This window comes from Ruegeria sp. HKCCD9138, from assembly GCF_057220975.1.
In genome coordinates, this window is sequence record NZ_JBWVAZ010000010.1 from 39,199 (window position 1) to 63,098 (window position 23,900).

A 23,900-nucleotide genomic window follows, 5' to 3' on the forward strand; every position below is an offset into this window, starting at 1 on the left:
GGCTTCGAATTGCGATATGATCAAATTCAACCCGGTCAATCGAATCGAGTCGGCTGAGATAAGGTCTACGCGTCCACCATCAGTTCCATACCTTGTTCAATGTCCTGCGCGGTTGCCTTTGAAACCATTTCGGCATCTTTGGTGCGCAAGGCCGAGATGATGTCCTTATGTCGATCCGGCAGGCTTTGGGTCCCGAAGCGACCGCTGACAACGCGCAGAGAAGGCCCAAACCTGAGCCAGAGCCGTTCTGCCAGGTCGTTGAGGATCGGCGCATTTGCATGGGCGTAAAGTGTTTCATGAAATTCATGGTTCAGCCGCAGATATCCGCTGACGTCACCATCGGTGATTGTGCGGTCCAGCCGCTGGTCTATGCGTTCCAGATGATCCACATCCGCAGGCTTCATTTTTTGGGCAGCTCGGCGAGAAAGTTCTGTTTCTATTGATAATCTCGCAAAAATCATTTGTTCGATGTCATCATTCGACAAGAGCGGAACACTGACCCTGCGATTGCCCTGGAACACCAGGGCACCATCTGAGATCAGACGCCGTATCGCCTCGCGCACAGGCGTCATACTGACGCCAAGCGAATCCGTCAGGCCATGTATCGTGACGGGCTGACCAGGCACCAGATCGCCGTACATGATCTGTGCCCTGAGTGTCTGATATACTTGCTCGTGCGCGGGTTGTTTCTGCGCATCCGCCTGCGAGGCCAAGGCCATATTATTAGTCGAATTCAATTGGTTTGCCCTGTTTTCCGTAGTGTTAACTTGCCAGCTTTCGGACCTCGTGAAACCATAAGCTGTATCGTGGGAAAACGCAAAACTTGATCAAATCAAGCTGCAAGGGAAACACCTCATAACTTCAGGGAGAGAAAAATGAACATCAAAACGCTGACGATGACAGCGGCCGTTGCATTGGGGGCTTCGGCTGCGTTCGCCGAAGAAGTGCGCGTCTATAATTGGTCCGACTACATCGACGAAGAACTGCTGAACAAATTCGAGGAAGAGACAGGCTTGACCCTGATTTACGACGTTTTTGACAGCAATGAGGTTCTGGAAACCAAAATGCTTGCTGGCGGTTCAGGCTATGATGTGGTGGTGCCGTCGGGAACGTTTCTTCAGCGCCAGATTCAGGCCGGAGCGTTTCAGGAATTGGACAGGTCCAAACTGTCCAACGCGGGGAATCTATGGGATGTGATCCAGGAACGCACCGCCGGGTACGACCCGAACAACGCCTTTTCGATCAACTACATGTGGGGAACAACAGGCATTGGCGTCAATGTCGACAAAGTCAAGGAGGTGCTGGGCGATGACGTCGCTCTGAACAGCATGGATCTGGTTCTGAAACCGGAGAACATCGAAAAGCTTGCTTCGTGCGGAGTACATTTCCTGGATGCTCCGGCCGAGATCATCCCGATGACATTGCAATATATCGGTGAAGATCCCGACAGCCACGACACCGACGTGATCGGCAAGACCGAAGAGGTCCTGACCGCCGTCCGTCCCCATATTCAGAAATTCCACAGCTCGGAATACATCAACGCGCTGGCCAATGGTGACATATGCGTCGCTGTCGGTTGGTCAGGTGACGTTCTGCAAGCACGGGATCGCGCGGTTGAGGCCGAGAATGGCGTGAACATCGAATACCATCCGTTCGCCGAAGGCTCGCTGATGTGGTTCGATCAAATGGCGATACCCGCGGATGCTCCAAATCCCGAAGGCGCACATCAATTCTTGAACTTCATTCTGGACGCCAACAACATGGCCGCTGCATCGAACTATGTGTACTACGCCAACGGCAACAAAGCTTCGCAAGAGTTCCTTGAAGGGGACGTGATCGGTGACCCGGCCATCTACCCGGATGAAGCGACCATGCAGAACCTCTATATCACAACACCCTACCCGCCAAAAACGCAACGGGTCGTGACACGTCTGTGGACCAAAATCAAATCGGGCACCTGATCCAAATAATCCAAGCAAGGCGGCAATACCGCCTTGCTCCGCCGCGTCAGCCTGTCGTGCGAACGGCGATCTGAGCATTGCTGCCCTCGCGCTGTGGGATAGCCAGCCGGTGAATTGCTGATCCAAATCCAGATCGTCCCAATGGGGTTTGATTAACGCGTGGTCGCCAAAAATTTGTTTGTCATGTACCACGGTAATCGGATGTAGGTCGCGGTACCGGACAAGACCAATGAGAGCCCGAATTCTGTCTGAATGGCGGACTTCATTGCGGGCGTTAGCTTTACCGAAGCCCGGGCAACGACCAATCGCGACAACTCCGACAACATTGAATAAGCCGAAGTGCCCGCAATGCTGATAGCTGATCAGCAGCTGCTTGTGGCTGACGCCGCCGAATAGTGCGTCATTGGCACTGGCAAATTCGGGCAATATCAGAGGGCGTCGATCTCCAGATCCAGCCCAATCAGGTAGTCCGGTGCTCCACGTTCAGCCCGCCAGAGACAGTAGGCCGCCATGCGCCAGGCATACCACGGGCGCAGCGCCTCATACCGGGCCGTGATGTCGGGCCGCCCGTAAGCTGTCAGGAACTGCTTCCGTTCCGCCGACGTCAGGGGTGAAGCCCGATAAAGCTGTTGCATCGCGGGAGACAGGAAAATCGCCAGATCCTCGCATGGATCACCCATAACCGGACATTGCCAGTCGATCAGAGTAAGCCCCGAAGACGCTACCAGTATGTTGCCCGGTACAGGATCGCCGTGCACCAGGCATTGTTCCCCTATTGGGGGCACGGCATTGCCGGGGCGCCGCGCGATAAGCCTTTCACGTTTTTCAGACTGGCATTCGGCCAGTATGCGTTCGGCATGTTGGGCAAGATCGCCGCTGCCGTTGCACCCTTTTGGCGCGTCAACGGTCACGGGAAGTGAATGCAGCTTGCGCAGAAGCTGACCAACTTTCTCAGCGCCTTGTTGCCACGGCAAGCCCGGCGCGTGATCGTAGAAAACCCAATGATCGCCGTTGAAAGATCCGGTGGCGCGTAGATTCGGTACAAAACCCGTTTTTTTTAGTTCCCGCAGGCACGTGGCCTCGAGCCCGGCATCATTTCTGAACAACGGGTTTTTCAGCGCGGTTCGGTACAGCTTGAGCACTGTGTCGCTGTACGTGCCCTGCACTTTCCAAACCTGGTTTGTTCGACCGCCATAGAGCGTCTCAAACCGAGCGCCGTGTTTGACGAGTCCCTGCTCACCGAGTTGGGTAACAAGGCCGGGCGGTGGAGGCGTAGGATCAGACAGAGGAGTACCCAGTTCTGCAGGCGAGTCGCGGTTTGCCAAGGTTTGGACCGCCCGGGCTTGCAGATCAAGCGCCCGCACGAATGCCGCTGACATGTTCCGTAGAAATTTCGGCACCGCTGTCGAGGGTCAGAACAATCGCGCCGCCTTCGATCTGGGCCTCGACGACCTTGCTGTAGGCTGCGGCTGGTTTCCGGGACAGCAGTTTTTCTCCCTTATAGCTTTCAAGGGTTGCCGAATAGCTTCCGGGAGGCAGCGGGTTGCCGGTGACATCGACGCCCGCCCAAACAAACTCGGTTCCGTCGACCGGAACGGCAACTTCACCGACAATGCCTCCATCGGCGTTGCGGATGACCATCACCGCACGATCGGCGGTCGGTTCCGCAGTTGCCTTGACGGTCACGGGTTTGTTGTCAAACCGGAAGGCCGTGGTGGCTTGAACGTCCATCCCCACCCAGCTTGCAAGTTGGTCCAGATTCACGCTGCCAAGCGCGCTAGCCAGATTGGACAGCAGATCATTCGTCTGCACCTGTTGCTCCACCATTGAAAACTGCGCGAGCTGGGACGCGTACTCGGATGAATCAAGAGGTTCCAGCGGATCCTGATTTCGCGCCTGAGCCGTCAGCATCTTCAGGAACGTTTCAAAATCAGAGGTCAGAGCAGACGATTTTGAGTTGCCTTCCACTTTGGCCGTCGTGCCGCTTTGGTCGGCGCTATTGGTTGCAGAGATCATGGATCAAAGCCTCATATCAAGGCCCCGGATAAGGCCGGTTGGAAAATTTCTGGAAATTGGTGCTGGATCCGGTTCAGAATCGTCCACTTCGAAGGACAACCGAGAGTCGGGCGCCTTACCATCCCGCGGCGTGTCTGCTGGTGTCCCGAGGTCAAGGGACAAATCGCTATAGCCCAACTTCTGAAACTCGGCGGATAAAATTGCGATGTGCCTGCGCATCAGATCCAGCGTTTCCGGGCGCTCTGCCGCGATGGTCAGATGCAGGCCATCCTCGCGCCCGTTCAACACGATTGAAACGCGCCCCAACTCCTCGGGGTTCAGCGTAATTTCCACACTTCCGGGGCCGGGTCTTGGGGTTACAACGGCCGCCATTTGCCCCGCTATGGCGCGGGCCGTCTCGGCCCGGGCCGACGCCAGGGTCTGCGGCTGCCCGGCTTCCCTGCCAGAGTTGAGGACCGGATCGGTACTAGCTGCAGCCATCCCTTCCGCTTCGATCACGCGGCTCGATCCTGCCTGATCGTCAGGCTTATCTGCCGTCGCGTGAACCGCCAAAATTGATTGATTGGCTGATGTCGGTATGACCTTTGCGCCTGTGCCGGCCGCTCCAGATCCGGATGTGTTCACTGACTTCGGTGTGTGCGGTGCCTCGAGCCGAACCGGCCCCCGAACCGGAGGTTGTTCTTCTCCTCGGACCGCAGACTGCCTGACCGCACGCATGATCACGGCCTGTTCGGTTATGTGACCTGAATTCAGTTTTTGTTGGTCATGGACTCTTTGAACTGCCGGCTGGTCACGTACCGCCCAGTTCGTGGATTCTGCCCGAAGCTTTTGTTCTGGTGGCGGAAGATCAGCTTGCTGCGAAGGCTCACTTTGCAGCGCAATTTTGGTGTCCCTGGCCCCAGCGACATCCAACGCCGGGCCACTGGACGTGATCGATTCCACGTTGGGATTTGGTAAGTCGGCAGGTGGACCTTGTGATGTCGAACGAGCGGTATACGGTACTTCTGGGGGGTGCGGACACAGTTCGGATTCGGGTTCCTCTAAAATCGAATCAGGCTCTGCATCCGTCACAGTAGGATCGGAACCGCTGTCTTCTATTGGTTCCTCGACGGCCTCGTCATTCAGAACATCCTGAAAGTTCAGGGTTCCACTGGAACCGCCGGACTTGCGCTGCTGCGTCTCGGGTATTCCTGCCGCTTTCGGTGCGGCGGTTGTCAGTGTCAGCGGGTTGGGCATTTTGCTCCGGCTCCGTTTGTCTGAGCCGAAATCTGCCCTCAGGAAGTTACGTTTATTTTAACCGCTTTGCCATTTGATCGCGAAAGTTCGAGCAATTTTCGGAGAACCCGATGAAGATTCCCATGGCTTTTCCTGTCACGCCTCCGCCCTCGGTCGATTCCCAACTGAGGGCCGCTGCGGTCGAATTGGAGGCCACCTTTCTCGCAGAAATGTTGAAATCTGCAGGTCTTGGCGAGACACGCAGTTCGTTCGGCGGCGGCGTGGGCGAAGACCAGTTTTCCTCGGTTCTGGTCCAGCATCAGGCGCGGCAACTCGCGCATTCTGGCGGCATCGGTCTGTCCGAGACTTTGTTCAATGCAATGATGGAGAAGGCCCATGCAGAATGATCTGATCAAGGCGCTGGAAGAGGTTCTGGACTTGGAGCGCGCGGCGCTGCTTCAAGGTGAGCTGGATCGCCTGGGCAGTATGGTACCGGAAAAGGAAAAACTGATTGGCGCCATCAATGGGCTTCATGTGCTGGACAGCCAGGACTTGATTCGCGTGCAGAAAAAGGTCGAACGGAATCAGGCCCTGCTGAACAGTGCCGCAGACGGAATTCGTGCTGTGGCAAGCAGAATGGCCGAATTGCGGAAAGTTCGTCAGGAATTCAGCACCTATGACGCCACAGGCCAACGCAGCGGGTTTTCAGTGCATGGGAAAGCCAAACTGGAAAAAAGAGCCTGAGGCCGGGATTGAATCAAATGCAATCTTTCCAGTTCGGGCGCTTTAGCACTCCGTTAGGGGATAGCGGTCAAGGGTTGCCATGCACCTGAAACAACGGGTGGCGCGCAGGCCGAAGGGCACGACGCACAAGTCAGAACGACAGAATGCCCGCCAATCGGGCGGGGCCAACATGGGCGTCAAATGCGCCCGAACGAAAGAAGGATGACAAACATGTCCAGCATTCTGACGAACAACGGTGCCATGGTGGCGCTGCAAACACTCAAGTCGGTCAATAAGAACCTTGCGCAAACCCAGAACGCGATTTCGACCGGTAAGGATGTCGCGACGGCCAAGGACAACTCGGCTGTCTGGGCGATTTCGAAGGTCATGGAATCGGACGTCAAAGGCTTTAATGCGATCAAGGGCAGCCTCGCGCTGGGCGAATCGACCGTTGCCGTTGCCCGCAACGCTGCCGAAACCGTGACGGACCTGCTGACCCAAATGAAAGGCAAGATCGTTGCGGCACAGGAAGACAATGTCGACCGCGGCAAAATCAATGACGACGTCAGTGCACTGAAAGACCAGATTGCCTCGGTTGTGAGTGCGGCACAGTTCAATGGTCTCAATCTTGTCGATGGTTCTACAGGTTCCGCCTCGATCCTGGCTTCGCTGGATCGCGACAACACCGGTGGTGTGACAGCGTCTTCCATTGCCGTCGCTGGTCAGAACCTGTCGACCGGTGGATATGTCGCGGCGCAGGTGTTTGACGGATCGACGGGTGTGTCAACCGGTAATGACCGCGTGGGTGCGACTATCGACAACGGTGCAACCTCGGCGACCGCATTGGTGACCGATGAAACCAGCGGCACTTTTTCAGCCGGCGACAAGGTGGTTGTCGCGATTGATGATCAGGTTGTGTCCTACACTGTGTCTGCGGCGGATGCCGCCGCCACCACCACCGGTGACCTCGTTGCGGTGGGGCTGAAGGCAAAAATCGAAGAGTTGGGGATTACCGGCCTGACTGTTGACTATGACTCGGGTACAGCAGGCACCCTGTCCGTGACCAACGGTACGGGCTCGGATATTTCATTCTCGGCCCAATACGTGAATGCAGGATCCGGTGGTCTGGGCGCTCTGGCCAGCATTGACGTATCGACCGGCCCCGGTGCAACGGCGGCCCTGGCAGCAGTTGAATCGCTGATCGATACATCCATTGATGCGTCTGCTGCATTTGGTTCGTCGCAGGGACGGATTGAGACTCAGAAAGAGTTCATCTCGAATCTGGCGGATTCGTTCAAATCCGGTATCGGGTCGCTGGTTGACGCCGATATGGAAGAGACTTCGGCGCGTTTGCAAGCGCTTCAGGTTCAGCAACAGCTTGCAACGCAATCGCTGTCGATTGCCAACCAGGCACCGCAGTCGATCCTGTCGCTATTCCGCTAATCGCGGATATGAACCGGGGCGCGTCGGTCGCGCCCCGGTAACAGTCGCCCCCTGAGGGACAATCGGAAGGATTTCAAGTGACACCGCAAGCTCTTGCCCACAGCGCATATGCGCAGTCAGCCGCTCCCACGCGGACGCCTCGGGATACGGAATATGAGGCGATCTCCAGGATCACGCATCGGCTGAAGGCCGCAGCTGCTCGCAAGGCCACAGATTATGCCGGATTTGTGCGGGCATTGCACGAAAACCGGAGGTTGTGGAGTGTATTGGCAACAGGTGTGTCGGATGCCGACAACGCGCTTCCGAACGAATTGCGGGCTCGGATCTTCTATCTGGCCGAGTTCACGGAACAGCACAGCAGTCAGGTTCTGAACAACAAAGCGGCGATCGAGCCCTTGCTGGACATCAACATGGCGGTTTTACGCGGGCTGCGTCAGATGAGGAGTGCCTGATGAGCGGTCTGGTGTTGAAGCTTGCGCCCAAGGAAAGGGTTCTGATCAACGGCGTTGTGATCGAAAACGGTGATCGTCGCAGCCGGTTCTCAATCATGACACCGCAAGCCAATGTCTTGCGCTTGCGGGACGCAATTCACCCGGAAGAGGTCAACACACCCGTGCGTCGCGTCTGCTATGCCGCGCAGCTGGTTTTGTCCGGTGATGCGGAACCTGAACACGCGCGTCAGCAACTGTTGCGCCGGGTCGAAGAGTTGAGCCAGGTTTTCACCGACACGGACAGCCGTCGCGTTCTGGCAGAAGCGACGGAGGCGCTGATTTCGGAGCAATACTATAAGTGCCTCAAGTCCCTCCGGTCACTTTTACCGCGGGAAGAGCGATTGATGGCGTATCGGCAATGACCTTTCAACCGGTCATACCAACGGGCGGGCTGGTTGGGTGGCGGTTTCTGCAACGAACCTACGATGCGCAGTTCCAGAGTTATTCTGCGTCAAACGTCAACCAGCGGGACAAGCAATATTTTCTGGAGAACATTCACAAAGTTCGATCCGCAGAAGATCTGGTTTCCGACCGAAGGTTACTGCAGGTGGCGCTTGGGGCCTTTGGATTGGAAGCGGATCTGGATAATCGTTTCTTTATCCAGAAAATTCTGTCTGATGGAACGCGGGCGGAAGACGCGCTGGCGAACAGACTTGCAGACAACCGGTACCGCGAGTTTTCTGACGCGTTTGGTCTTGGGCCGGGGGATGTGCGCAAAACCGGGTTGATCACTGACATGGAAAAAATCGTTCAGGATAATCTGGTCGCCCGATTTGAAGTTGCGGTGGGTGAGGCAGACGAGTCCATGCGCATTGCCCTTTACGCGCAACACACGCTGAGTGATCTTGCGGCGCAGGAGGGAAGCGAAAACCGAAAATGGTTTGATTTGATGGGTTTGCCGCCACTGCGGAGCATGATGGAAACGGCTCTGGGCTTGCCCTCCACATTTGCGCAACTGGACATCGACAAGCAACTGGAGGTTTTCAAGGATCGACTGTCCCGTGTGACCGGATCCGAAAATCTCTCGCAATTCACAGACCCGGGCGCTGTGGCGGAATTGACGGACAGATATTTGGCCCGAAATCAGATTGCTCAAATCCAGGCTGCAGCCTCGCCTGGGCAGACAGCGCTGATCCTGCTGGGGGCGCAGTTTTAGACGTGGAACGGAGGATCTACATGTGGCAACCGGGGCGGTCTCCAATACTCATTCAACCAGGGTCGCATCCGCCGTCGTACGCAAGGCGTAACACATGACCGGCTCCGACACATTATGAAGCTTGACGGGCCCCAGGGGCACAGCGTCTTTACAGACGGGTTCGATGTCCTGCGACACGGCGATCCGGTAATCGGTCGACTTGCTGTATTCTCCAAGGCGGGCGGCGACATTGGCCGCGTGCCCGATGACTGTGAAATCCAGACGTTCGCGTGAACCAACATTGCCATATGTCACACGCCCATAGGCGAGGCCGATCGAGCAATCGCATTGATGATCTGGCTCCGAATTACGCAACTCCGCCAGTCGTTCGACAATTTCAATCGCAGTGCGTTGCGCATTTGACCGGGCGGTCGCGGCGTCATCGCCTGCCGGAAAAACGGCCAGAACAGCATCACCGATGAACTTCAGAACTTCACCGTCGTTTTCATGCACGATGCCGGAAACCGTTTCGAAAAACGAGTTCAGCAGATTGATATATGCGCCACGGCCAAGCGTTTCTTCCAAAGTGGTCGAGTTGCGCAGGTCGCAAAACATAATCGCCGCGTCCATGTCGTCGCCGTCGCCACGACGGATCTCACCGCCCAGAACCCGCGCGCCTGTACGTTTGCCCACATAGGTTTCCAGCAGCACCTGTGCATTCTCGCGCTGCATGAACACCTCGTAATACCGGGCGATGACGGAAGAGCATTCAAACGTCAGCCCCAGGTTTTCGGTTGTAAACCCGTCGGGATGATCGCAGGTCAGCGTCAAAACATTCGTCCGCCCATCCGAGAATCGCAACGGCATGGCGACGTAGTCGGTTGCACCCTTGGCCCGCAAATCCTCCATGATGGGAAAGCTGTTATGCGGATTTTCGGCGTTCAACCGCTGGCGCACCCCGCCAAGACCATTCGAGACATGGCGTAGCGGGCTGTTGATAAAGGCCGGGTGGTCGTGGATTTCATAAGTCGGGATATTGGTCGAAATCTCGGCTGCGTCTTTCTCCCAAATATAGTGTTTGCCGGCGATCAAAGGGTGCAGGGACCAGACCAGGATGCTGAGACGCTGAATGGCGATCCCATGCTCCAGCATCTTTTCCGCCAGGGCCTTGGTGAATTGTTCCGGCGATTGAAGCTCGGAGGCACCCCGCATCAGCCAATCGATCAACGGGCCGCTGATATTGCCGTCATCTGGTTCCCGCAGCTGGTTTTCACCAAGATCGATATGAGTAAAGGCGTTTGGCATAAAGCCAATATGGCCTTGGATTGCTGCACTTTCGGGCAAGGCGTCTTCGTAGGCCCAGATGGAATTGGTCAGTCGTTCACCAGGCAGGCTGATATCGTGATATGTGGCCGTTCCTTTGAACGGGCAGAATGTCTGCAATTCGGTCTCTGGGCTCAATTCGATGCACAGGTCTTCGCGCGGCACGTATATGGCTGGTGGCAGCCGTGTCTCGTACATGACCTTGGCGTTGTGGCTTTCCGCCAACAGAATGTCGTTGCGATAAATTGCAATGCGGCCCTTCAGTCGTTCGACCGAAATCCCGTAGCCGCTTAAACCTGGTGTGGCATGGACGTTCATCATCAGCCTCCCTTGCCCGGGTGACTATAGGATGGGCCTTGAAGGTGTATTTTCCAAGAGGGCAGATGGAAATAAGCCTTGGAGCTTACATCAGACCATTTGTATCACGTCTTTTTCGATCGACAGCATATAGCCCTTTTTGGCGATGTTCTTCACCAGCAACTCACTGACCATCTGGTTGCCCAACGCATCGCGCAGGCGCTTGATCCGGGTGGCACCGGCCGCTTCGTCGCAATCAGCAGCATCCTTGCCGGAAATCATCGCCTCAATCTGCGCGCCCGAGAGAACTTCGTCATCAAGACGGGATTCCGCCAGAATGGAAAGTGTTTCCATAGCCGCAGGCGTCAGCTTGAAATCCATGTTGTTGAGGTAAACGGTGTTTTCCTCACGGCTGATCAGAAGCGAGGTGACTTGAATCCCCGTCCGCTCAATCTGAGCCATGCGTCGGTTCAGCATGACCAGCATCACCAGAAACACCAACGCGGCAATCAGCATGGCGCTTGCGAAGACCAGCAGAACAAAGATCACCATGCGGTAACTGGACAGGGTATCGGCAAAGGCGGTGCCGGATTGGGCCAGAATCTCCAGCAGTCGGATTTCGGTCTGCGAGGTCAGGTCGGCCTCGACAAACAGCCGTTCGACCCGTGCGTTGAAGGCATTGGCATCGGGCAATGTCCAGAACAGGAACACGGCAGCGGTGACCAGGATCGCGACAATCGCAGCGATACCCGCGCCAACAAGCCGAACACCGGACCGTCGGGCCTCAGAAACGGAGATAGAATTTTCCGGCATTGGCCTTCCTTTGATCCAACCCTTCCGGTCCAAACACGGACATCACGTTCAGCAGGGTCCAGCCCGAACCTTTCAGGCGCTGGGCGACTTCGCTTTTGGCTTGTCCCTTGTCGCAGCTCGACACGTGCATGACGCCGTAATGCAATCGCAGCGGGTTGTCCTGCTTGGCTTTGTAATCCGCATAGCAATCCGCCGCCGACGCCGCAGAGCCGATCGATATCAGGACCGCAACGGCCAGAGAAGAGAGGATCTGTTTCATAGGCCGCATCCTGCGCATGGCAGGGCGGGATATTCAATAACATAAGGGGAAAAACGCTGCTGATATTGGATAACACCTGCGCGTTATTGCTTGTCTGGCGGGGTCGGCCGCAGGTTCGGTGCATCACTTTCGCGGTCCGCTACAGGCTCGCCATAACATCCGAAAGGACACGCATCATGCACCGCAAATTCATCGCCCTGATCGTTGCCACAGCTATCGCCATAACGGGTGTTTCCGTTTCACAAGCGCGCGCAGCGGACACCGGGGATATTCTCAAGGGACTGGCGGCCATTGCGATCATTGGCGCGGCGGTCAATCACTACAACAAGGAAAAGCGCAAAGATCGGGTTAGCCGTCAGCAGCATCATGTCTACACAGAACCCAAGGTCGTTCACCCGCATGTACGCCCGATACCGCAGCGCGTTGCGCGGTACGATTTGCCGCAGAGATGTTTACGCACCTTTAAAGGCTATGCGCCAAATCGCCAGCTGCTTGGGCCGAATTGCCTGAAGAAGCACTACAAACATGCCAATAGCCTGCCGCAACAGTGCAAGGTCGGTTTCTGGAACGGCAAAAAGGTGAAACGGGCGTATGAACCCGCATGCCTGCGCCAGCAAGGATACCGCGTGGTTTACCGGTAACGATTTTCGAGCAGGAGCAGCGCCGCAGAAGCGCTGCGCTGGAGGGGGTGGCAATTGCCACTCCCTCTTTTTTCTTGCGATCAGAACCGAAAAGCGGTTTGCCGGTCGGCATGACAAAACCAGATTATGAATTTGAGCGGGCACTGCTGGCTAAGGGCCATGTCAGGATTGCCGGTGTGGATGAGGTGGGGCGTGGCCCGTTGGCCGGGCCGGTCGTAGCGGCGGCCGTGATCCTGAACCCAGACGATATTCCCGATGGCCTAAACGATTCCAAGAAACTATCGCTCAAGCGGCGCACCGCATTGGATTCTGCCTTGCGTGGACGGGCCGAGATAGCTGTGGCCGAAGCCTCGGTTGCCGAGATTGATGATCTCAATATCCTGCGCGCGTCACACCTGGCGATGATACGCGCGGTCGAAGCGCTGGATCCTGCACCGGACTATCTGCTGATCGACGGAAACATGATACCGCGCGGGCTGCAGGTCCCGTCCGAGGCTGTCGTGAAAGGGGACGGGCGTTCGGTGTCAATTGCGGCCGCTTCAATCATAGCCAAGAACTGGCGCGATCGGCTGATGGTGGATTTGGCGCAACAGCATCCCGGCTATGGATGGGAGGCAAACGCGGGATATCCGACAAAACAGCACCGCGAAGCCCTGCAAAATCTTGGTGTTACCCCACACCATAGACGTTCGTTCAAGACGGTCCACAATATCTTGTATCAAGGGTAAATCGTAAGTTGCTGATTCAAAAAAGAAATTGACGGCGAATCGTCTTTGACTCATCCTTGTCTCAACCAAATGAGCGCAAAAGCGCCGTGGAACTTGAGGCAGTGATATGACAACGACCAAGACAAAGGGCGCAGTCGCGCTCCCTTTAAACGCGATTCTATCCGGCGACTGCATCGACGTGATGAACAGTCTGCCCGAGGCGTCTGTGGATCTGATTTTTGCGGATCCGCCCTATAATCTGCAACTCAAAGGCCAGTTACACCGCCCGGACAACAGCCAAGTGGATGCGGTCGACGATCACTGGGATCAGTTCTCGAGCTTTGGTGCCTATGACCAGTTCACCCGCGAGTGGCTGAAGGCGGCACATCGCCTGTTGAAACCCAATGGCGCGATCTGGGTGATTGGCTCGTACCACAACATTTTCCGCGTTGGTTCGGCACTGCAAGATGCCGGCTACTGGATTCTGAACGATGTGGTGTGGCGCAAATCCAACCCGATGCCGAATTTCCGCGGAAAGCGATTCACCAACGCACATGAGACGATGATCTGGGCGTCCAAGTCCGAAGGCGCGAAATACACCTTCAACTATGAGGCGCTGAAAGCCCTGAACGAAGGTGTTCAGATGCGCAGCGATTGGGTTCTGCCGATCTGCACCGGGCACGAGCGCCTGAAGGACGAAAATGGCGACAAGGCGCATCCGACACAGAAGCCTGAATCGCTGCTGCACCGTGTTCTGATCGGCTCGACCAATCCGGGCGACGTTGTGCTGGACCCGTTCTTTGGCACAGGCACGACGGGTGCGGTCGCCAAGATGCTGGGCCGCGAATTCATCGGCATCGAGCGCGAGGAAAGCTACCGCAAGGTCGCCGAAAAGCGCATCGCCAAGGTTCGCAAGTTCGATCGCGAGGCATTGGAAGTCAGCGCCAGCAAGCGCGCCGAGCCGCGCGTGCCATTCGGCCAACTGGTCGAACGCGGCATGCTGCGCCCGGGCGAGGAACTGTATTCCATGAACCAGCGCCACAAGGCCAAGGTTCGCGCAGACGGCACGCTGGTCGGTGACAACGTCAAGGGGTCGATCCACCAGGTCGGCGCACATCTGGAAAATGCGCCCTCCTGCAACGGTTGGACCTACTGGTGCTTCAAGCGCGAGGGCAAGACAGTGCCGATCGACGTTCTGCGCCAGCAGATCCGGGCCGAGATGCATAACTGATTTTACCAATACCGCCGGTGCCTGTGGCCTGACACAAGGCACTAAGCCTTGCCCCGCCGTTGACGGCGGGGTCTTTTGTTTTCGCCTCAGGGATGATTGCATGGGGCAGCCCACACGGCCCGAAAGGGAGATCCGGCAATGACCGAGACCACAGCCCGCCAACCCCGCAGAAGTTTCTTCTTCACGCAGCCCGACAATTTCGATCTGGACAACAAATATACCGAGGCCGCGCTGGAACGGCATAAGCGAGAGGGGCTTGAACTGGCTGTCCGCGCGCGGTGGATCGCGATGGCCTTGACGGCTGTTTTGCTGATCTTCCTGAACCCGCAATGGGAGGTGATGTGGTATCACTTCATCCTGTTGCTGATCTGCGCCAATGGCTGGCTGATCCGACGAGCAGGTCGGGTGGGACAATCGCGAACGGAATTGCTTCTGATCTTCGTCGACCTGCTGATCATGACGCTGGGTATGATCGTTCCCAACCCGTTCAGCGACGATGTTCGGCCCTTGGCGATGCAGTACCGGTTCGACAATTTCCAGTATTTCTTCATCATACTGGCGGCTGGTACTCTGGCCTATTCGTGGCGAACCGTGATTGCCATCGGGTCTTGGACGGCAATGATGTGGACCGTGGGATGGATTATCGCCTGGTGGGTCGCGACCCCGATACCCGGTATCAGCGAAAAGGTCGCCGACGCGCTGCAAGGTTATCCGGACGTTGCCGAGTGGTTGGATCCGAACAGTTTCATGGTGCCACTGCGCATTCAGCAGGTGATCGTTTTTGTGATGGTGGCAGTGACATTGGGCGTTTCGATGCAACGTCTGAATCGGCTGTTGATGACAAATGCGGGGCTCGAGCGGGAAAGGGCGAACCTTTCTCGCTATTTCTCGCCCAACGTCGTCGATGAACTGAGCCAGAACGATGAGCCATTGAAACAGATACGCAAAGAGAATGTGGCTGTATTGTTCATCGATATCGTGGGTTTCACGAAATACGCGGCCGGGCGCGATCCCTACGAAGTAATCGAAGTGTTGCGCGGCTTCCATGCGCGGATGGAGACCGAAGTTTTTCGCCATCATGGCACGTTGGACAAATATCTTGGTGACGGGTTGATGGCCACGTTTGGCACCCCGGTCACGACGCCCCTGGACGCGAGCAATGCGCTGGCTTGCGCGCGCGCGATGGTCGATGTCATCGATCGCTGGAACCTGGACCGGCGCCGGGCGGGGGAGCCTGAGATACATGTGGGTATCGGGGTGCATTACGGGTCCGTTGTTCTGGGCGACATAGGTGCCAACCGGCTGGAATTTGCCGTCATCGGCGATGCGGTGAACGTCGCCGCCAAGCTTGAGGCACTTACCCGAGATTTTGGTGCGCGTATCGTCGTCAGCGACGCGGTGCGGGCACAGGTCGCGCGAGAGGATCCGGCCGAGCAGGATGCGATGTCGGGATTTGTAGCGAAGACAAATCACGCAGTCCGCGGGGTTGATACACCCATGAACATCTGGGTGCTTTGAATTAGAGCGCTCCCGCCCGTCAGCAAAGCATCAAGGATGCTGTGCCTTCGGTTGGGCCGGGCAGCACGCTTGCGCGTGCTGCGGTTACCCTTGTGGAATGGGGTTTTGCGCCTTGTTGTAGGGGCGCCAGTTGGTGATTTCGGGATAGTACTGGCGGCGCCAGGCCCGCACCCGGGGATTCATAACGCGCCTCCACAGCGGCGGAACCATCGCTGCGATTGTCATGACGGGGTAGCCATAGGGCAGTTGCGGCGCGGCATCCTGAGAATGATGCTGCAACAACGGAAAACGTCGGTTCGGCTTGTAATGATGGTCTGAGTGGCGTTGCAGGTTGATCAGCAGCCAGTTGGACGCCTTTTGCGAGGCGTTCCATGAGTGACGCGGGCGGACATGTTCGTATTTTCCGTCGCCTAGATATTTGCGGGTCAGCCCGTAATGCTCGACGTAGTTGACCAACTCGAGCTGCCAGATTGCGGTGCCGGCCTGAACCAGAAACAGCCCCATGCCAGACCAACCACCGATCACCAGTGCCAACAACAGCATACCACCTTGCAGCGCCCAGTAGCGCCAGAAGGGGTTGGACAGGTCCGTCCAAGGCAGATCTTTGCGCGCAAGCTTCTCACACTCGGCCCGGAAGGCAGAAATCAGGCTTTGGCGCAGGACGCGGGGGTAAAAGCGGTGGAAGCCCTCGTTGTAAAGCGCCGTAACCGGGTCACGCGGGGTGCCGACATAACGGTGGTGGACCAGCAGATGCTCGGACCGGAAATGCGAGTAGAGCACCATCGCCAGCAGGATGTCGCCAAGCCAACGCTCAAGGCGGCCTTTCTGGTGCATAAGCTCGTGACTGTAGTTGATACCGATCGTGCCCGAGATCACGCCCATTCCGAAAAAGACGCCGATCTTTTCCAGCGTCGTCAGCGTGTCAGAGCGGGTCACGTACCAGATCAGCCCGTAAAGCGTCAGGAACTGCACCGGGGCCCAGATTCTGGTCAGAAGAATGTACCAGTGCAGCCATTCATCCGGAGTATCCGGGTCGGCGTTTTCAAGGTTCAACCCCGTCAACCGGTCCAAAACCGCAAAAGCCCACCAGGTTGAAAGAGGTACCAGCAGAATATACCAGCCGCCAGAAACAGCAGTGATCCAGATCAGGGGAACCAAAAGGTAAGAAACCCAAAAGGGCAGCGCAGATTGCCAGCGGGACAGCGTGTCTGACGATATCATTGCGTAGCTCCGAACAATTGCGGTCAGCTAGCCACGTTCAGCAGCAACGCGCAACCGGGCTATTGGCCGCGCCATAGGTCATAGGCCTTGCGCATCACGGTCGGCAAATCGCCCGGACGGAAGGCATGTTTCTCTTTTACGATCAGGTCTCCGGTCTGTGCGCCCTCGGGAAGGCGTGCCGCCCAGATGCGCAGGATCAGGTGGAAATGGGTGAAGGTGTGGCGCACTTCGCCCGCCAAGGGTTGCCAGTCTGCCGGGATTGGCGGGGCCTCGGACGGTGCCGCAGACCACTCGGAACCGGGCCAGCCGAGCATCCCGCCAAGCAAGCCTTTGTCAGGGCGACGTTCCAGCATCATCGCCCCGTCAGCGCGCTGGCCGATGTAGACATGCCCGTAGCGCGTCGGTTTCGGTTGTTTCGGCGATTTTTGCGGCAGGTCTGATTGAGTTCCGGCGATCCGCGCCTGACAAGGGTCACGCAAGGGGCATATCCCGCAGGCGGGCGATTTAGGTGTGCAGATCGTAGCCCCCAGATCCATCACGGCCTGGGCGTAATCCCCCGGGCGTATCGTTGGCGTCAACGTCGCCGCCCTTTCCTTGAGTTTCGGTTTGGAGCCCGGCAATGGATCGTGGATGTCATAGAGCCGCGCCATGACCCGTTCGACGTTGCCGTCCAGAACGGTTTCGGGTTGATCGAAGGCGATGGCTGAAATGGCGGCAGCGGTGTAGGGGCCGATGCCGGGCAGTTTCAGCAGCGCGTCAAACGTGTTGGGGAACTGGCCACCGTGGTCCTGCGCAACAACCCGCGCACATTTCAGTAGGTTGCGCGCGCGGGCGTAGTACCCCAACCCGGCCCACTCTCCCATCACCTGATCATCCGGCGCGGCAGCCAGAGCCATAACGTTCGGCCAGCGTGTGGTGAACCGTGTGAAATAATCGCGCACCGCAGCAACGGTGGTCTGCTGCAGCATCACTTCGGACAGCCAGACACGGTAAGGATCGGGTACAACGCCCGCCGCGCGGTCTGCGGGGCCAACACGCCACGGCATGTCACGCGCGTGGCGGTCGTACCAGTCCAACAGTGCGCTGCTCACATCAAATTCACTGCTGTCACGCAAGTTTTATCTATCTCCCAGTCGGGTTTCGCTGGCGCCCGTGGACACGCCCTTTACAATAGCGGCGCAGGAGTTGGAAACCAGATGCAGCGCAGACGTTCTTCGACACGCGGGTTCAAACGCACCGCGACATTGCTGAACGACCAGATCAGGCGTGCCGGGGAAAGCCGGGGGTTTGCCGTATCACGCTTGCTGACACATTGGGCCGAGATCGTGGGGCAGGATATCGCCGCCATCGCCCGGCCGGTGAAAGTGGGGTATGGCAAAGGCGGGTTTGGCGCAACGCTGACCGTGCTGACCACCGGACCGCAGGCTCCGATGCTGGAAATGCAAAAGGAGCGGCTGCGCGACAAGGTCAATGCGGTTTATGGCTTCAACGCCATCAGCCGTGTTCGCATTACCCAGACCGCTCCGACCGGATTCGCCGAGGGGCAGGCCAGTTTCGATCACAAGCCGAGACCAGCGAAACCCAAGATACCACCTGAAATTGCAGCCGAGGCAGACAAAGTGTCGCGTGACGTTCATGATGAAGATTTGCGCGCCGCCCTTGAACGTCTGGGCCGCAACGTTTTATCCAAGCACAAACGCTGAGAAAGGGCTGAGTAATGAGCCGTATTGCAACCGTAATCTGCGCGGCTGTCGCCGTGGCCGCTGGCGGCTACTGGCTAACGCTGTCAAACTCCACCCCCACCTATCCGATGATCGGCAGCGCCGAGGCGCAAGAGGCCGATCTGGACACCTCGACCGTCGTCGAAATGGTTCAGGGGGCCGAGGATGCACCGGTCGAGATCATCGAATACGCGTCCTACACTTGTCCGCATTGTGCGAACTTCCATACGGGGCCATACAAGCAGTTAAAGAAAGACTTTATCGACACCGGCAAGGTCAAGTTCACCTATCGCGAGGTCTATTTCGACCGGTATGGCCTGTGGGCTTCGATGGTGGCGCGTTGTGCAGGCCCCGAGAAATTCTTTGGGATCACCGACCTGATCTACGAAGGCCAGTCCGAATGGACCAAAGCCGGGGGCCCCGCCGAGATCGTGGATGAGCTGCGCAAAATCGGGCGGCTGGCAGGGATCGACAATGATCAGCTCGAAGCCTGCCTTCAGGACGGTACCCGCGCTCAGACGCTGGTGGCTTGGTATCAGGAAAACGCTGAGCGTGATGGCATTCAGGCGACCCCATCGTTCATCGTGAACGGTAAGAAGGTCGACAACCAGTCTTATGAAGACTTCAAAAAACTGATCGAAGACGAACTCGGCAGCTGATTGCTTCTTCGGCCGGTCCTTGGGACCGGCCGCTCTCATGATCAGGGGGATGGCGCAACCCGCGCCAGCATTTCCTTCACTCCGTTACTTTCCGGCACGGTCAGTCGGACCGGCAAGGTGATCACCTTGTGCCGAAACGAGGCGGGCAGGCGCACTGCGTCTTTTTCGGTGGTTACCAATTGCGCCTTCAGCTCTTTGGCCTCGTTTTCCAGCCGGGCCATCAAGGCAGGCGTCAAAGGTTGATGGTCGTCCAGCGCTTCGGCCCTTAGCAACGTTGCACCCTGCGCGCGCAGCGTTTGAAAGAACTTTTCGGGGTAGCCAATTCCAGCAAAGGCCAATACCTCGGTATCGCTCCAGTCCATTCCGGTTTGCAGCGCTCGGACCTCTCCAGTGACATGCGGGACGGTCAGACTGTCACGCCATGTCTCTGCAAACTCCGCTTGAGCGGCGGCATCGCCCAGCGACAGAATCAGATCGGCCCGTTTCAGGCCGACCGGGACCGGTTCGCGCAGAGGGCCGGCAGGCAGGCACAGGCCATTTCCAAAGCCGCGCGCGGCATCCACGACGACAATCGAGAAATCCTTGGCGACCGAAGGGTTTTGGAACCCGTCGTCCAGCACAATCACCGTGGCCCCGTCTTTCGCGGCGGCTTGTGCCCCGGCTGCGCGGTCCTTGGCGACCCAGACATCGGCGAAGGCCGCAAGTAACAGCGGCTCGTCTCCGACCTGAGCCGCAGTGTGATTTTGCGGATCAACCCGCACCGGCCCTTCCAGCGAGCCGCCATGGCCGCGCGTGACCACATGCGGACGATGCCAGTTGTCCCGCAGTTCTTCCAGAAGCCAGATCACCGTCGGGGTTTTGCCGGTGCCCCCGGCATTCAGATTACCGACACAAATGACCGGCACACCGGGCACAGTGCCCTGCTCGGACGCGACCCTGCGCGCGGTTGCGGCCGCGTAGACCCGACCCAGAGGCGCAAGCAACCGCGCGCGCAGGTCCAGTTGATCGGGTTTTGTGTTCCAGAAGTCAGGCGCGCGCATCTTGGGCTCTCCGGCGATCCAATATGTCCTGAACCATCTCGACCATCCGATCGGATTGCGGGGCGCCTTCAGTTACCACCTGCCATCCGGCCAGCGCCATGTCGGCGCAGCGATCTGGCGCCAGCATCTCAACGACGGCGTCTCCCAGTTCTGTGGCGGATCTGATGGTCTTTGCCGCGCCCACCCGGTTCAGCTTGTCATAGCTATCCTTGTGTTCGTGCACGAACGGGCCGTGGACGACCGCCGACCCCAAGGCCGTTGCCGTCAGGGGGTCGCGACCTCCCGCTCCGCGCTCGAGCGAACTGCCCATGAATGTCACCGAAGAGACGCGATGCCAAAGCCCCAGATCTTCAGCCTCGGACGACAGGATCACCTGCGTGGTGTCTTCAATCGGCTGACCTTCGTCCCAGTTGGAGCAGCGCAGGTCCATGGTCTCGAGCCGCCGTTGCAGCGGCGCCGCCTCGGCAATATCGGCGACGTGCAGGACAAGGGCGAGGCGCGGCAGTATCCTCAATGCTTGCCGATGCGCGCTGAGGACAGAAATGAATTCCTTGTCCTTTACCCATGCTGCCAGCCAAACCGGGCGCCCGGCCAGTGCGTGGTTTGTTTCAATCAGCTCATCCTCGGGCCAGGAACGGGGGGCCGGGCTGATCAATAGCGGAGGCGATACTGTCACCTTGGGTGACGGGATACCCAAACGCCTGATCTGACGCGCAATTTCTTCGCTTGGGGCCAGGATCTGATCAAAGCAGTCCATCGTATATCGCGTAATGTCGGGCAGCCAGCGACCGCCACGCGCGATCCTAGTGTCCAGGCCGGCCTCGATCAGCAGCAACGGAATACGCATATCTTCGGCACGCGTGATGATGTTCGGCATCAAACCACCACCCACCCAAATCCCTATGTCCGGGCGCCAGTGTTCCAGAAAACCACGCGCAGCGCCTGTCTTTTCGACCGGCAAGCGGATCACGGGCGCAACGCATTCTTCCCAGTTTGCCACATCCGCGTCCGGTGGTGCTGTCAATAGCAGGGAAAGCCCTGGCCGAACGGCCAGTATCCGGCGACAGAGATCATCGACCACACGCAACCTGTCCTGAGAGTTCACGTGAACCCAAAGGACTTCACCATCGGGACGCGGGCTGGTGCCCGTCTCGGTGTTGTTCGGCACGCCCCACGACAGAACCCGATAGGCCGCAAGGCTGAGGGAACGCGGTTTGCTCATGCCGGAATACCGGTGCCATCCGGGTCAAGCAAAGCCTGAACCTGAGCATGCAGGGCAGGCCCCGCCGCGACCACACCGTTTAGGCGCGGGTGCGCGTTGTTGAACTTTAGTGCCCGTCCCATACGGTCAGTGCACAGCCCGCCAGCTTCGCGCAGGATCAGATCACCTGCGGCAATGTCCCATTCCCAACTGGGGCGCAGCGTCAGCATGCCGTCGAACCTGCCCTGCGCCACCAAGGCCATGCGATACGCAAGTGAGGGACGATAAGCTCGTCTGAAATCCGGGACCTTGCCCAGGTTCCAGTGTCTTGGGTCCAGGTTGGGTTTTGCGGCAAGGAACTCTGCCTCTTTCAGCGATCCTGGCGCTGATGTGCGTATGCGGGTTCCGTTCAGAGTAGCGCCTTGCCCTTTGCCTGCCGCATAAAGCAAATCGCGCATCGGCAGGTAAATGACGCCCGCAGTCACTTCGCCGTTCTCGGCCACGGCCAACGAGTGGGCCCAGGTGCGTGCGCCGTCAGCAAAACTGCGGGTGCCGTCGATCGGATCGATGATGAACACCCTGTCGCGGGAAAGCCGGTCCGGGGAATCCTCTGTCTCTTCGCTCAGCCAGCCATAATCTGGACGCGCGACCTGCAAGTCACGTTCCAGCATCGCGTTGACGGCCAGATCGGCCTCGGTCACGGGGCCGGCGCCCTGGGGTTTGTCCCAGCGCTGCGCCCGAGGGCCCGAATACCGGGTTGCGATCCGGCCCGCCTCAAGCGCGGCGTCGATCAACAGGGACAGGTCAGTTGCCGGCAAGTGTCATCCCTTCGATCAGGATCGACGGCACTACGCGCGACAGGTAAGTACGCGCGTCGTTGGCGGGAATGAGCCGCCTCAGCATGTCGCGCAGATTCCCCGCGATGGTGCATTCGTTGACCGGATGGCTGATCTCGCCGTTTTCGACCCAGAACCCCGACGCTCCGCGAGAGTAATCTCCGGTATTGGGGTTGATTGTAGATCCGATCATTGATGTCACAAGTAACCCGGTGCCCATATCGCGCATCAGGTCGGCCCGGCTGCGTTCTCCTTGCGTCAGGCTCAGGTTCCAGTTGCTGGGCGATGGCGGTCCCGATACGCCGCGTGCCGCGTTCCCGGTCGAAGCCAGGCCCAGTTTACGTGCGCTCGACAAATCCAGCGTCCAGCCTGTCAGGATACCGTTTTCAACAATCGCCCGACGGCGTGTTGGCAGGCCCTCGGCGTCAAACGGGCGCGAGCCGGAAATGCGTGGCCGGTGCGGGTCTTCGATCAGCGACAAATGTTCAGGCAACACCTGCTGCCCCAACGAGTCCTTGAGCCACGAGGCCCCACGCGCAACGGCGGCGCCATTGCTGGCTGCCAGCAAGTGCCCGATCAGCGAGGATGAGATGCGTTCGTCGAACAGGACCGGAAAGCTGCCTGTCTCAGGTTTGCGCGCGCCGACAAGCGCAACAGCACGTTCTCCGGCGGTGCGACCGATCTCGGCAGGGCTGCGCAGGTCAGCCTGAAAGCTGCGGCTATCGCCATCATAGTCGCGCTCCATCCCCGTGCCTTGGCCCGAGATCGCCACGCAGGATGTCGACCGGCTGGTTCGCGCATAGCCGCCCGAAAAACCGTTCGTCGCCGCAAGGTGCACATTGTGGGTGCCATAGGCCGCCGCCGCATCCGAGACCTGTGTAACACCCTTTACAGCCAGCGCGGCGGCTTCGGCCTTCAGCGCGTCCCGCATCAGGTCTTCGGCACTGGGTTCGGGCGATGGGTCAAACAACTCAAGCGCATTCATGTCCCAATCCGTGATCAGCTGATCCGGATCTGCAAGGCCGGTGAACGGATCTTCCGGCGCTTCCTGCGCCATGGCTACAGCCCGTTCCGCCATTGCCTTCAAAGTTTCGGGGCGGCTGTCCGAGCTGGACACGATCGCCTGCTTCTTGCCCAGAAACACGCGCAGCCCCAGATCAGTCCCTTCGGCGCGTTCGGCGTGCTCAAGCGATCCGCCACGTACTTCGACAGAAACTGATGACCCGTCAATCACGATGGCATCCGCTGCCTCGGCCCCTGCTGCGCGGGCCGCGTCCAGCAGGTGATGGCTGATCTCTTCGGGTGTTCGGGTCATAGGGCCTCCGGTCTGGTTATTCTGGACCTAGCCCCGGACTGTCCGCGTCGCAAGACCCGCGGCTTAGAAAGCGTAGGGCTTCGGAGTTCGCAATGACAGGAATTGATTGGGGAAAGGCCGTCGGGCAGCCTTTC

General features: G+C 58.2%; 26 protein-coding genes. 13 read left to right on the forward strand and 13 right to left on the reverse strand.

The genetic code is table 11. From position 1 onward, the window contains the following. Positions 1–65: 65 nt before the first annotated feature. Complete coding sequence (locus tag AC2TEL_RS16215) at positions 66–719, reverse strand: GntR family transcriptional regulator (protein ID WP_480905352.1); 654 nt, start codon at positions 717–719, stop codon at positions 66–68. A gap of 156 nt (positions 720–875) precedes the next feature. Between AC2TEL_RS16215 and AC2TEL_RS16220 the strand changes: the two genes are divergently transcribed. Then, on the forward strand, positions 876–1,961 hold the full coding sequence (locus tag AC2TEL_RS16220) for a polyamine ABC transporter substrate-binding protein (protein ID WP_480905355.1): 1,086 nt from the start codon (positions 876–878) through the stop codon (positions 1,959–1,961). A 428-nt stretch (positions 1,962–2,389) separates the two neighbouring features. Here AC2TEL_RS16220 and AC2TEL_RS16225 read toward each other — a convergent pair whose 3' ends face one another. From AC2TEL_RS16225 to AC2TEL_RS16235, 3 genes are read right to left on the reverse strand one after another with little or no spacing between them, the layout of a single operon-like run. Next, a complete protein-coding gene (locus AC2TEL_RS16225) occupies positions 2,390–3,340 on the reverse strand; it encodes a phosphotransferase family protein (protein WP_480905358.1) in 951 nt (316 codons plus the stop codon). Continuing rightward, entirely contained in the window at positions 3,312–3,977 is a 666-nt protein-coding gene (locus tag AC2TEL_RS16230; protein ID WP_480905361.1) for a flagellar hook capping FlgD N-terminal domain-containing protein, read from the reverse strand. The genes AC2TEL_RS16225 and AC2TEL_RS16230 overlap by 29 nt, the downstream gene beginning before the upstream one ends. 3 nt (positions 3,978–3,980) lie before the next feature. After that, positions 3,981–5,213: a flagellar hook-length control protein FliK gene (locus tag AC2TEL_RS16235; RefSeq protein WP_480905364.1), complete on the reverse strand. Its 1,233-nt coding sequence runs from the start codon at positions 5,211–5,213 to the stop codon at positions 3,981–3,983. Positions 5,214–5,323: 110 nt separating this feature from the next. Between AC2TEL_RS16235 and AC2TEL_RS16240 the strand changes: the two genes are divergently transcribed. The 6 genes from AC2TEL_RS16240 to AC2TEL_RS16265 all read left to right on the forward strand — a co-directional run bounded on the left by AC2TEL_RS16240 (position 5,324) and on the right by AC2TEL_RS16265 (position 9,005). Continuing rightward, the gene (locus AC2TEL_RS16240; protein WP_480905367.1) at positions 5,324–5,599 is read left to right on the forward strand and encodes a rod-binding protein; all 276 of its coding nucleotides are present in this window, start codon (positions 5,324–5,326) and stop codon (positions 5,597–5,599) included. Next, entirely contained in the window at positions 5,589–5,936 is a 348-nt protein-coding gene (locus AC2TEL_RS16245) for a flagellar biosynthesis protein FlgN (protein ID WP_480862513.1), read from the forward strand. Before AC2TEL_RS16240 ends, AC2TEL_RS16245 begins: the two co-directional genes overlap by 11 nt. A gap of 210 nt (positions 5,937–6,146) precedes the next feature. After that, a complete protein-coding gene (locus tag AC2TEL_RS16250) occupies positions 6,147–7,358 on the forward strand; it encodes a flagellin N-terminal helical domain-containing protein (RefSeq protein WP_480862511.1) in 1,212 nt (403 codons plus the stop codon). A 77-nt stretch (positions 7,359–7,435) separates the two neighbouring features. After that, the gene (gene flaF / locus AC2TEL_RS16255; RefSeq protein ID WP_480905370.1) at positions 7,436–7,810 is read left to right on the forward strand and encodes a flagellar biosynthesis regulator FlaF; all 375 of its coding nucleotides are present in this window, start codon (positions 7,436–7,438) and stop codon (positions 7,808–7,810) included. Continuing rightward, a complete protein-coding gene (flbT, locus tag AC2TEL_RS16260; RefSeq protein ID WP_480841322.1) occupies positions 7,810–8,211 on the forward strand; it encodes a flagellar biosynthesis repressor FlbT in 402 nt (133 codons plus the stop codon). Before flaF ends, flbT begins: the two co-directional genes overlap by 1 nt. Next, the gene (locus AC2TEL_RS16265) at positions 8,208–9,005 is read left to right on the forward strand and encodes a DUF1217 domain-containing protein (protein WP_480841320.1); all 798 of its coding nucleotides are present in this window, start codon (positions 8,208–8,210) and stop codon (positions 9,003–9,005) included. Before flbT ends, AC2TEL_RS16265 begins: the two co-directional genes overlap by 4 nt. 48 nt (positions 9,006–9,053) lie before the next feature. On the opposite strand, the gene AC2TEL_RS16270 is transcribed toward AC2TEL_RS16265, so the two are convergent. The 3 genes from AC2TEL_RS16270 to AC2TEL_RS16280 all read right to left on the reverse strand — a co-directional run bounded on the left by AC2TEL_RS16270 (position 9,054) and on the right by AC2TEL_RS16280 (position 11,676). Beyond that, positions 9,054–10,625, reverse strand: coding sequence for a DUF427 domain-containing protein (locus AC2TEL_RS16270; protein WP_480841318.1), 1,572 nt, complete (start codon positions 10,623–10,625; stop codon positions 9,054–9,056). 90 nt (positions 10,626–10,715) lie between these two features. Beyond that, positions 10,716–11,417, reverse strand: a complete 702-nt coding sequence (locus AC2TEL_RS16275; protein ID WP_480841316.1) for a winged helix-turn-helix domain-containing protein — start codon at positions 11,415–11,417, stop codon at positions 10,716–10,718. Then, the gene (locus AC2TEL_RS16280) at positions 11,389–11,676 is read right to left on the reverse strand and encodes a hypothetical protein (protein ID WP_480905372.1); all 288 of its coding nucleotides are present in this window, start codon (positions 11,674–11,676) and stop codon (positions 11,389–11,391) included. The genes AC2TEL_RS16275 and AC2TEL_RS16280 overlap by 29 nt, the downstream gene beginning before the upstream one ends. A 176-nt stretch (positions 11,677–11,852) precedes the next feature. Here AC2TEL_RS16280 and AC2TEL_RS16285 point away from each other — a divergent pair, with 176 nt between their 5' ends. The 4 genes from AC2TEL_RS16285 to AC2TEL_RS16300 all read left to right on the forward strand — a co-directional run bounded on the left by AC2TEL_RS16285 (position 11,853) and on the right by AC2TEL_RS16300 (position 15,773). Continuing rightward, positions 11,853–12,317: a hypothetical protein gene (locus AC2TEL_RS16285; protein ID WP_480841312.1), complete on the forward strand. Its 465-nt coding sequence runs from the start codon at positions 11,853–11,855 to the stop codon at positions 12,315–12,317. Between the two features lie 110 nt (positions 12,318–12,427). Then, positions 12,428–13,045, forward strand: a complete 618-nt coding sequence (locus AC2TEL_RS16290; protein ID WP_480905375.1) for a ribonuclease HII — start codon at positions 12,428–12,430, stop codon at positions 13,043–13,045. A 106-nt stretch (positions 13,046–13,151) separates the two neighbouring features. Beyond that, the gene (locus AC2TEL_RS16295; RefSeq protein WP_480841308.1) at positions 13,152–14,255 is read left to right on the forward strand and encodes a DNA methyltransferase; all 1,104 of its coding nucleotides are present in this window, start codon (positions 13,152–13,154) and stop codon (positions 14,253–14,255) included. A 138-nt stretch (positions 14,256–14,393) separates the two neighbouring features. Next, entirely contained in the window at positions 14,394–15,773 is a 1,380-nt protein-coding gene (locus AC2TEL_RS16300; RefSeq protein WP_480841306.1) for an adenylate/guanylate cyclase domain-containing protein, read from the forward strand. Positions 15,774–15,857: 84 nt separating this feature from the next. On the opposite strand, the gene AC2TEL_RS16305 is transcribed toward AC2TEL_RS16300, so the two are convergent. Both AC2TEL_RS16305 and mutY read right to left on the reverse strand, forming a co-directional pair. Next, a complete protein-coding gene (locus AC2TEL_RS16305) occupies positions 15,858–16,994 on the reverse strand; it encodes an alkane 1-monooxygenase (RefSeq protein ID WP_480905378.1) in 1,137 nt (378 codons plus the stop codon). Between the two features lie 59 nt (positions 16,995–17,053). Further along, on the reverse strand, positions 17,054–18,109 hold the full coding sequence (mutY, locus tag AC2TEL_RS16310; RefSeq protein WP_480905381.1) for an A/G-specific adenine glycosylase: 1,056 nt from the start codon (positions 18,107–18,109) through the stop codon (positions 17,054–17,056). A gap of 81 nt (positions 18,110–18,190) precedes the next feature. On the opposite strand from mutY, the gene AC2TEL_RS16315 reads away from it, so the two are divergent. Together AC2TEL_RS16315 and AC2TEL_RS16320 are read left to right on the forward strand one after the other, a co-directional pair. Then, positions 18,191–18,697, forward strand: a complete 507-nt coding sequence (locus tag AC2TEL_RS16315) for a DUF721 domain-containing protein (RefSeq protein ID WP_480862504.1) — start codon at positions 18,191–18,193, stop codon at positions 18,695–18,697. A gap of 14 nt (positions 18,698–18,711) precedes the next feature. Next, positions 18,712–19,374: a DsbA family protein gene (locus AC2TEL_RS16320; RefSeq protein WP_480841298.1), complete on the forward strand. Its 663-nt coding sequence runs from the start codon at positions 18,712–18,714 to the stop codon at positions 19,372–19,374. 41 nt (positions 19,375–19,415) lie between these two features. Here AC2TEL_RS16320 and lpxK read toward each other — a convergent pair whose 3' ends face one another. The 4 genes from lpxK to AC2TEL_RS16340 are packed head-to-tail and all read right to left on the reverse strand — an operon-like array spanning position 19,416 to position 23,766. After that, the gene (gene lpxK / locus AC2TEL_RS16325) at positions 19,416–20,414 is read right to left on the reverse strand and encodes a tetraacyldisaccharide 4'-kinase (RefSeq protein WP_480905383.1); all 999 of its coding nucleotides are present in this window, start codon (positions 20,412–20,414) and stop codon (positions 19,416–19,418) included. After that, the gene (locus tag AC2TEL_RS16330; protein ID WP_480905386.1) at positions 20,401–21,636 is read right to left on the reverse strand and encodes a 3-deoxy-D-manno-octulosonic acid transferase; all 1,236 of its coding nucleotides are present in this window, start codon (positions 21,634–21,636) and stop codon (positions 20,401–20,403) included. The genes lpxK and AC2TEL_RS16330 overlap by 14 nt, the downstream gene beginning before the upstream one ends. Beyond that, the gene (locus AC2TEL_RS16335) at positions 21,633–22,433 is read right to left on the reverse strand and encodes an inositol monophosphatase family protein (protein ID WP_480905389.1); all 801 of its coding nucleotides are present in this window, start codon (positions 22,431–22,433) and stop codon (positions 21,633–21,635) included. Before AC2TEL_RS16335 ends, AC2TEL_RS16330 begins: the two co-directional genes overlap by 4 nt. Then, positions 22,420–23,766, reverse strand: coding sequence for a TldD/PmbA family protein (locus AC2TEL_RS16340; RefSeq protein ID WP_480905392.1), 1,347 nt, complete (start codon positions 23,764–23,766; stop codon positions 22,420–22,422). Before AC2TEL_RS16340 ends, AC2TEL_RS16335 begins: the two co-directional genes overlap by 14 nt. Between the last annotated feature and the right edge of the window lie 134 nt (positions 23,767–23,900).